The 7,887-nt window shown below is 72.2% G+C and carries 4 protein-coding genes, 2 tRNA genes and 1 pseudogene; all 7 read left to right on the forward strand.

Annotated elements, in window-relative coordinates:
• Nucleotides 1-388: pseudogene (locus tag DY240_RS32505) on the forward strand (hypothetical protein); the annotation flags it as partial.
• A gap of 48 nt (nt 389-436) precedes the next feature.
• Nucleotides 437-2,011: a sugar ABC transporter ATP-binding protein gene (locus DY240_RS25435; protein WP_233552877.1), complete on the forward strand. Its 1,575-nt coding sequence runs from the start codon at nt 437-439 to the stop codon at nt 2,009-2,011.
• On the forward strand, nt 2,008-3,042 hold the full coding sequence (locus DY240_RS25440) for an ABC transporter permease (RefSeq protein WP_119662491.1): 1,035 nt from the start codon (nt 2,008-2,010) through the stop codon (nt 3,040-3,042). Before DY240_RS25435 ends, DY240_RS25440 begins: the two co-directional genes overlap by 4 nt.
• Before the next feature lie 20 nt (nt 3,043-3,062).
• Nucleotides 3,063-4,079, forward strand: a complete 1,017-nt coding sequence (locus DY240_RS25445; protein WP_119662492.1) for a substrate-binding domain-containing protein — start codon at nt 3,063-3,065, stop codon at nt 4,077-4,079.
• A gap of 8 nt (nt 4,080-4,087) precedes the next feature.
• Complete coding sequence (locus DY240_RS25450) at nt 4,088-7,267, forward strand: DUF2961 domain-containing protein (RefSeq protein ID WP_119662493.1); 3,180 nt, start codon at nt 4,088-4,090, stop codon at nt 7,265-7,267.
• Nucleotides 7,268-7,360: 93 nt separating this feature from the next.
• Nucleotides 7,361-7,432: transfer RNA gene (locus tag DY240_RS25455), tRNA-Gln, on the forward strand.
• 89 nt (nt 7,433-7,521) lie between these two features.
• Nucleotides 7,522-7,594 (forward strand) — tRNA-Glu (locus DY240_RS25460).
• Nucleotides 7,595-7,887: the final 293 nt, after the last annotated feature.

The raw sequence follows: 7,887 nt of genomic DNA on the forward strand, positions 1-7,887 counted from the left end.
GCCCGTGCCGCCGGCCCGCTGGGGCGAGGCGGCGCTGGCCCACCTCGGCGCGGCGGCCGCCCAGCGCGGCTGGACGGTCGGACACGCGAAGGTGGCCATCGGCGCCGGCGGCGGGATCACCAAGCTCAGCCTGGTCGACGCGGCCCGCCCGCCGGTCCGCGACCTCGACGCGAGCGCGCCCCTCCTGGGTGGGACGCCGGTGACCGCGGTGCTCAACGCCCGCATCGCATGCCGCCCGGACGAGCTGGACGCGGCGGTCGAGGCCGCGGTGGCCGCCGCCGACGTCGCCGCGGGCACGGTGTCGACCGCGGCCACCGGGCCGCCCGCCTCGTTCGCGCCGTCCTACCCGGCTCCGACCCACCGCCTTCCGGCGGCCCACCGAGCGTAACCACCGAGCGAGGACTGCCAGGCCCGTCGCGGCGAGAGGAGAAATCGATTGCTCGTACCGCTGCTCCAGATGCGCGGGATCGTGAAGCACTTCGGAGGTGTCCACGCGCTGCGCGGTGTCGACCTGACGGTCGGCGCCGGTGAGGTGCACGCGCTGCTCGGCGAGAACGGCGCCGGCAAGTCGACGCTGATGAACGTCCTGTCCGGCGTGGTCCGGCCCGACGAGGGCGCCATCGAGATCGACGGCGAGCCGGTCGCGTTCGCCACCCCCGCCGACGCGCAGGCCGCGGGCGTCGCGATGATCCACCAGGAGCTCGACCTGGTGCCGCAGGCGACGGTCACCGAGAACCTCTTCCTGGGCCGCGAGCCGCGCACCCGGTTCCGCACGCTGGACCGTGCGGCGATGCGCCGGCATGCCCGCGAGCTGCTCGACGACATCGGCATCGAGCTGTCGCCGTCGCGTACGCTGAGCTCGCTGCGGGTCGGCGAGCAGCAGATGGTCGCGATCGCCAAGGCGCTGAGCCTGGAGGCGCGGATCCTCGTCATGGACGAGCCGACGTCGGCGCTGTCGGACTCCGAGGTGGAGCGGCTGTTCGCGATCCTCCCGCGGCTGCGGCGCCGCGGCGTCGGCGTCGTGTTCATCTCCCATCGTATGGACGAGATCGCCGTCGTCGCCGACCGCGGCACGGTCATGCGCGACGGCCGCAACGCCGGCACGTTCGTCGTCGCCGAGACCGCACCGGCCGAGGTCATCCGCATGATGGTCGGCCAGCCGATCGAGCAGCTCTTTCCTGACCGCGAGCCGCCGCGCGACGCCGTCCGGCTCGCCGTCCGCGGGCTCACCGTCGCCGAGCACCCGGGCGGCGGACGCACCGAGCCGCGCGACGTCGACCTCGAGGTGCGCGCCGGCGAGGTGGTCGGCCTCGCGGGGCTGCTGGGCGCCGGCCGCACCGAGCTGCTGGACGCGCTGTTCGGCCTGGCCGGGCATCGGCTCTCGGGGACGGTCGAGCTGGACGGCGCACCGGTGCGGCTGGCCAGCCCGCGCGACGCCATCGCCGCCGGCATCGGCTACGTGCCCGAGGACCGGCGGGTGAGCGGGCTGGTGATGATGGAGTCGGTCGCCGCGAACATCGTGCTCTCGGCGCTGCCGACGCTGGCCCGGGCCGGCTGGCGGCGCGCCTCGCGGGAGCGGTCGGCCGTCGCGGCGTCGATCCGCGACCTGCACATCAAGACCGCGAGCGCGGAGTCCGCCGTCGGCACGCTGTCCGGCGGCAACCAGCAGAAGGTCGTGTTCGCCCGGCACCTGCTGCGCGAGCCGCGGCTGCTGCTGCTCGACGACCCGACCCGCGGCGTCGACATCGGCGCCAAGTCCGAGATCTACCGGCTGCTCGCCCGGCTGGCGGCGGGCGGCATGGCCGTGCTCGTCGCGTCGTCGGAGCTGCCGGAGCTGCTGGGCATCTGCGACCGCATCGCCGTCCTGCGCGGCGGCCGCGTCGTCACCGTGCTCGACGGCCGGAGCGCCACCCAGGAGGCGATCCTCGCCGCGGCGAGCCTCGAACAGCACACGACCGTGGAGGGGGCGTCCACCGCGGCCCGCCGCGAGGCGTCAGGGAGGCAAGGATGAGCGTCGACACCACCGAACCGACGGCCGAGGCCGCGACGAAGCGGCGCCGGTTCGTCATCCCGGAGCGGTTCTTCACGCTGCAGAGCTACGTGGCGCTGATCATGGTCTTCCTGGCCGCGATCGTGTTCTCGCCTCGACGCGGCGGCGAGATCGTCTTCCTGAACTCGGAGAACCTGCTCAACATCGTCCGTGCGGTCTCGGAGATCGGGATCCTGGCCATCGGGATGACGTTCGTGATCCTCATCGCGGGCATCGACCTGTCGGTCGGCGCGATCCTCGGCCTGGCCGCCACCGGCACGGCGAGTCTGCTCATGGTGCACGACTTCGGCGTCGCCATGACGATCCTCATCATCCTCACCATCGGGCTGGCCTTCGGCGCCACCCAGGGGTACCTGTCCGCCCGGCTGGGCATCCAGGCGTTCATCGTCACCTTGGCCGGGCTGCAGGTGGCCCGCGGGCTGGCTCGCATCTGGTCCGGCGGCCAGGGCATCGCGCTGGCCTACGGCGACGGCGCCGACGTCGCCCCGCGGGCGTTCTCGCTGCTGAACTCGCGGACCTTCAACGGGACGGTGCCGATCCCGGCGCTGATCTTCGCCGGCGTCGGTGTCATCGCGCTCATCGTCGTCCGCAAGACCGTGTTCGCCCGGCACGTCTACGCGATCGGCGGCAACGAGCGGGCGGCCCGGCTGTCCGGCATCCCCGTCACGCGCGTGAAGGTGACGGTGTTCGCGATCTCCGGGCTGCTGGCCGCCCTCGCCGGGATCATCCACGCCGGCCAGCTCAACCAGGGCAGCCCGAACGACGGCATGGGCTACGAGCTGGACGCCATCGCCGCCGTCGTGATCGGCGGCACCAGCCTCATGGGCGGCGTCGGCACCGTGTCGGGCACGCTCGCCGGCGCCCTGCTGCTCGGCATCCTCAACAACATCCTCGCCCTCAACAACATCGACTCCAACGTCCAGCTCCTGATCAAGGGCGTGATCATCGTCGCCGCGGCCGGCATCCAGGCCTTCCGATCCCAGCAGAAGTGACTCCCACGAGAGGAACCGCCATGTCCCGATCCACTCGTACCCTGGCCGCCCTGTGCGGCTCCGCACTGCTGTTCACCGCCGCGTGCGGCACCGAGTCGGACGTGCCCGAGTCCGCCGGCGGCGACGCGACGCCCGAGGAGGGCGCGGAGTGCGCCGGCGCCGACGGCGAGTACCTCATCGGCATGAGCCAGGCCAACGTCGCCGAGCCGTACCGGCAGCAGATGGACGACGACATCGAGGCCGCGGCCGCCGAGGTCGACCAGTTCGAGGTGGTGTTCGCCGACGCCGCCCAGGACAACGCCAAGCAGGTCGCAGACGTCGAGAACTTCCTCACCCAGGGCATCGACCTGCTCATCATCAGCCCCAACGAGGCGGCGCCGCTGACCGCCGTCGTCGAGCGGGCCTACAACGAGGGCATCCCCGTCATCGTCCTGGACCGCAAGATCGAGAGCGACGCGTACACGCAGTTCATCGGCGCCGACAACACCGAGATCGGCCGGGCCGCCGGCGAGTACGTCGCCACCGAGCTGCTGCCCGACGGCGGCACCGTCGCCGAGCTGAAGGGCCTGCCCGGGTCGACCCCGGCGCAGGAGCGGGCCGACGGCTTCCGCGAGGGCATTGCGGCGAACCCGGGCATCGAGATCGTCGCCGAGGGCGTCGGCGACTGGCTGCGCGAGAAGGGGCAGAGCCAGTTCGAGGCGATCCTGCAGGCCAACCAGGACATCGACGTCGTCTACGCGCACAACGACCCGATGGCCGAGGGCGCCTACCTCGCCGCCCAGGCTGCCGGCCGTGAGACCGAGATGCGGTTCATCGGCATCGACGCGCTGCCGATCCCGTCAGGCGGCATCAAGGCCGTCGAGGAGGGCCGGCTCTCGGCCACCTTCGTCTACCCGACCGGCGGCAAGGAGGCCATCGCCACCGCCCAGCAGATCCTCGTCGAGTGCGCCGACGTCGAGAAGGAGCAGATCCTCGACACCGAGCTGATCACGCAGGAGAACGCCGCCGAGGTCTACGCCCGCAACGCGACCCAGTAGGGAGTGACATGAAGCCGGCACGACTGATCCTGACCACCGCCCTCATCGCCACCGCGGCGGCGGCCGCACCGGCCGCGGGCGCCGCGCCTGACCCCGTCGGAAACCCGAACGGAGCCGTCGGCTGGGACGTCTACAGGCAGCTGGATCGGCTGCCGGAGCTGCACACCGGAGTCGGCGCCGAGCAGTTCTCCAGCTACGACCGCGCCGGCGGCAACGACGACGGGTTCGTCGGCACCTACTCCTGCCTCTACCAGGGCGATCACGGCTGTGTGATCGCCGAGCACACCGGCGCCGGCGAGATCGACTCGATCTGGTTCACCCGCGACGGCGGCGACGTCTCGGCGACCGGGAACATCGTCGTCGAACTGGACGGTTCGGTGGTGCTGGACGCGCCGCTCCAGGACGTCGTGGACGGCGAGCTCGGCCCGCCGTTCGTGTTCCCGCTGGTGGCGAACGCCGACCAGAGCTCCGGCGGCGTCACCATCAAGCTGCCCATGCCATATCGCGAGTCGATGCGCGTCTCGACCACGAACAACCCGCTGTTCCACCACGTCACGCACCGCACGTTCGCCACCGCCGAGGGCGTGGAGACGTTCGACCCGGACGAGGTGCCCGCGGACGTGCTGGACGTGCTCGCGGGCTACGGGACGCGCGATCCGAAGCCCCCGCGGCCGGACGCCCGGACGACCACGCGCGACTTCGCGCTGGCGCCGGGGGAGAGCGTGCGGCTGGGCCGGTTCAGCGGCTCCGGGCTGCTGACCGAGCTCGCGCTGCAGCTGCCGCAGGTGGTCGGCCCCGAGGAGGGCCCGAGCGTCACCGACGACGGGCGCGCCCACGTCGGGACCAGCACGTTCACCGTCGCGATCGACCCGGACAACGACGGCGTGCGGCTCACCCGTCGGCTGGACACGTTCTCCGGCGAGCAGCGCGCCACGGTCTCCGTCGACGGCGTCCAGGTCGCCGAGTGGCAGCCGCTGCCCGGGACCGGCGGGGAGTGGGCCGACCAGACGGTGGAGCTGCCGGCGTCGGCCACCGCGGGCAAGTCCGAGATCACCGTCACGAACACCTTCGTGTCCGCCGGCATCGACTACAACGAGTTCCGCTACTGGGTGGACTCCGTCGTCGACGGCGCGCCGGTGCGGACCGACGAGGTGGACGTCGGCGCGTCGGCGGCCGCGCGCGAGAGCGAGGTCGCGCACGACTACGCCATCGTCGAGCAGCGCTGGCAGGGCGAGCGGACCTACACCTACCCGCCGGACCCCGGCCAGGAGCCCGTCGTCGCGGCGTCCGACGCCCTGCTGAGCGGGCTGCGGCTGCGGATCGCGTTCGACGGTGAGCAGACGGTCGACGCGCCGGTCGGCGAGTTCTTCGGCTCCGGGCTCGGCGAGAACGAGGTGCGGTCGCTGATGTACGCGATGGACACCGCCGACGACGGCTGGTACCGCGCGTGGTGGCCGATGCCGTACGGCCGGTCGGCGGAGGTGACCCTGGTCAACGAGTCCGACGTGGCGCTGGAGGCAGGGTCGTCGTCGATCACCTATGCCCGCGACGCGTCCGTCGCGCGGGGGCTGCGCGGTGCGTCGCCGTCGCTGGGCTACTTCCAGGCCGAGAGCCGCCGCGGCGACACCGAGTTCGGCCGCGACTGGGTGTTCCTCGACGTGGTCGGCCACGGCAAGTTCGTCGGCGTCAACCACACCATGGAGGGCCGGATCACCGGCGGCAACATCCGCAACTACCTCGAGGGCGACGAGCGGGTCTACGTCGACGGCATGCGCACGCCGCAGCTCAACGGCACCGGGTCGGAGGACTTCTACGAGGGCGGCTGGTACTTCAACCGCAACGAGTTCTCCAACCCGATGAACGGCGCGCCGGAGATGGAGACCCACCGGTTCGGCTGCGAGTACCAGTGCGACGCCGCCTACCGGCTGATGATCGGCGACGCGGTCGAGTTCCGGAGCGGGCTGCGGTTCGGCATCGAGCACGGCCCGACGGCGAACGAGCCGGCGGTCTACGGGTCGACCGCGTTCTGGTACGGCCACCGCGACGCGGTGGGCCTGCGGGTGACCGACGTGGTGGACGCCGGCGCCGGCGGCCGGTCGCTGACCTCCACCTTCGAGGGCGACGACGACGTGGTGCCGGTGACGGCGACGGTGTCGGACGCGACGGCCGCGGTGTCGTTCGACGTGGACGTCGACCCGGCCAACGAGGGCGTGCGGCTGCGGCGATTGTCCGACCAGGCACAGGCCGGGCAGGCCGTGGCGGTGTCGGTCGACGGCGTCGCCGCCGGTGTCTGGCGGCAGCCCCTGCGGAATACGCACTCGCGCTGGCTGCACGACGAGTTCGAGCTGCCGCCGTCGCTGACCGGCGGGAAGCCGTCGCTGACGGTCACGCTGACGCCGGTCCCGGGGGCGCCCGCGTGGACCGCGGCGTCCTACGAGGTGCTGTCGCACGTCCGCCCGTTCACGGACCGGTCCGCGCCGTCGCCGGTGCCGGGACTGGTCGCCTCCGGATCGGCGGTGAACGCGATCTCCGTCACCTGGGCCCCCGCCGTCGACGACGTAGCGGTGGCCCGCTACGAGCTGCACGCGTCGCGGTCGCCGGACTTCACGCCGTCGCCGTCGACCCTCGTCGCGACGGTGACGTCGCCCGGTTTCGTGCACTCCGGCCTGGGCCTGGGGGAGACCTGGCACTACCGGGTCCGCGCGCTGGACTCGTCGGGCAACGCGGGGCCGTACTCCTCGGTGGCGTCGGGGACGAGCGGCCGGACCCTGAGCGTCGAGGGGGAGTCGCTGCTGCCGGAGGTCTCCGCCACCGCGCCGATCGGGCCGCAGGGCAACTGCTGCGGCGTGTCGTGGTCCGGCGGGGCGCAGCTGTGGTTCCGCGCGACGTCCGCGTCCGATGTTGCGACGCTGCGCTTCGACGTCCCGACGGCCGGCGTGTACTCGCTGTCGGCGGTGCTCACCCAGGCGGTCGACTACGGCATCGTCCAGCTGTCGATCGACGGTGCACCGGTCGGGCCCGCGTTCGACGGCTACAACGCCGGCGTCCGCGTCGCCGACCCGGTGGCGCTCGGGTCGCTGGAGCTGTCGGCTGGATCACACTCGCTGACGCTCACGCTGACCGGCCGCAACGCCGCGGCCACGGGGTTCCTGGTGGGGCTGGACCGGCTGCTGCTGCGGCTGGCGTGATCATGGATGGCGGCCGGGCTGCCGGTTTGGTTCCGACGCGGCCCGACCGCTATCCTTACCGGGCGGTTGCGCGGGGAAACCCGTGCGATCCAGTGGGGTATGGTGTAATTGGCAGCACGACTGATTCTGGTTCAGTTAGTCTAGGTTCGAGTCCTGGTACCCCAGCGCCCGGCACGGCCAGGCGACGATCTCCAGCCGGTTTGGAGTCGGAGCGAGGCTCGGGTACAGTTTCACCTCGCGACCACGGTCGCAACGGCCCCGTTGTGTAGCGGCCTAGCACGCCGCCCTCTCAAGGCGGTAGCGCGGGTTCGAATCCCGTCGGGGCTACAGCGAAGCGCCCCTCACCTGCGGAAACGCAAGGTGAGGGGCGCTGTTGTCTGTCCGCCCGGTCCCGGCTGTAGCCGGCTCTCTACGGCCGTTCCCGCCGAATGCGCGCCCAAGTTCTGGCGGCTGGTTGCCGCGGTCCGGAGCGGATCGATCCGGGCTCGGTGTTGCTCTGGGCAGCGACCGCTGTGAGGAGATCACGAGCCTGGGTCGGGGTTCGTGACGCTGTGAGCCGACGTTGGTCGTGCCGGTGGGAAGGTCGCTGGCGTTCGCGATGGAGCCGGCATCGTGCCGAC

This window comes from Jiangella rhizosphaerae, assembly GCF_003579925.1.
GTDB lineage: Bacteria > Actinomycetota > Actinomycetes > Jiangellales > Jiangellaceae > Jiangella > Jiangella rhizosphaerae.

Coding starts and splice junctions, on each gene's coding strand:
- DY240_RS25440 (WP_119662491.1), top strand. CDS start 2,008: ATGAGCGTCGACACCACCGAACCGACGGCCGAGGCCGCGACGAAGCGG.
- DY240_RS25445 (WP_119662492.1), top strand. CDS start 3,063: ATGTCCCGATCCACTCGTACCCTGGCCGCCCTGTGCGGCTCCGCACTG.
- DY240_RS25450 (WP_119662493.1), top strand. CDS start 4,088: ATGAAGCCGGCACGACTGATCCTGACCACCGCCCTCATCGCCACCGCG.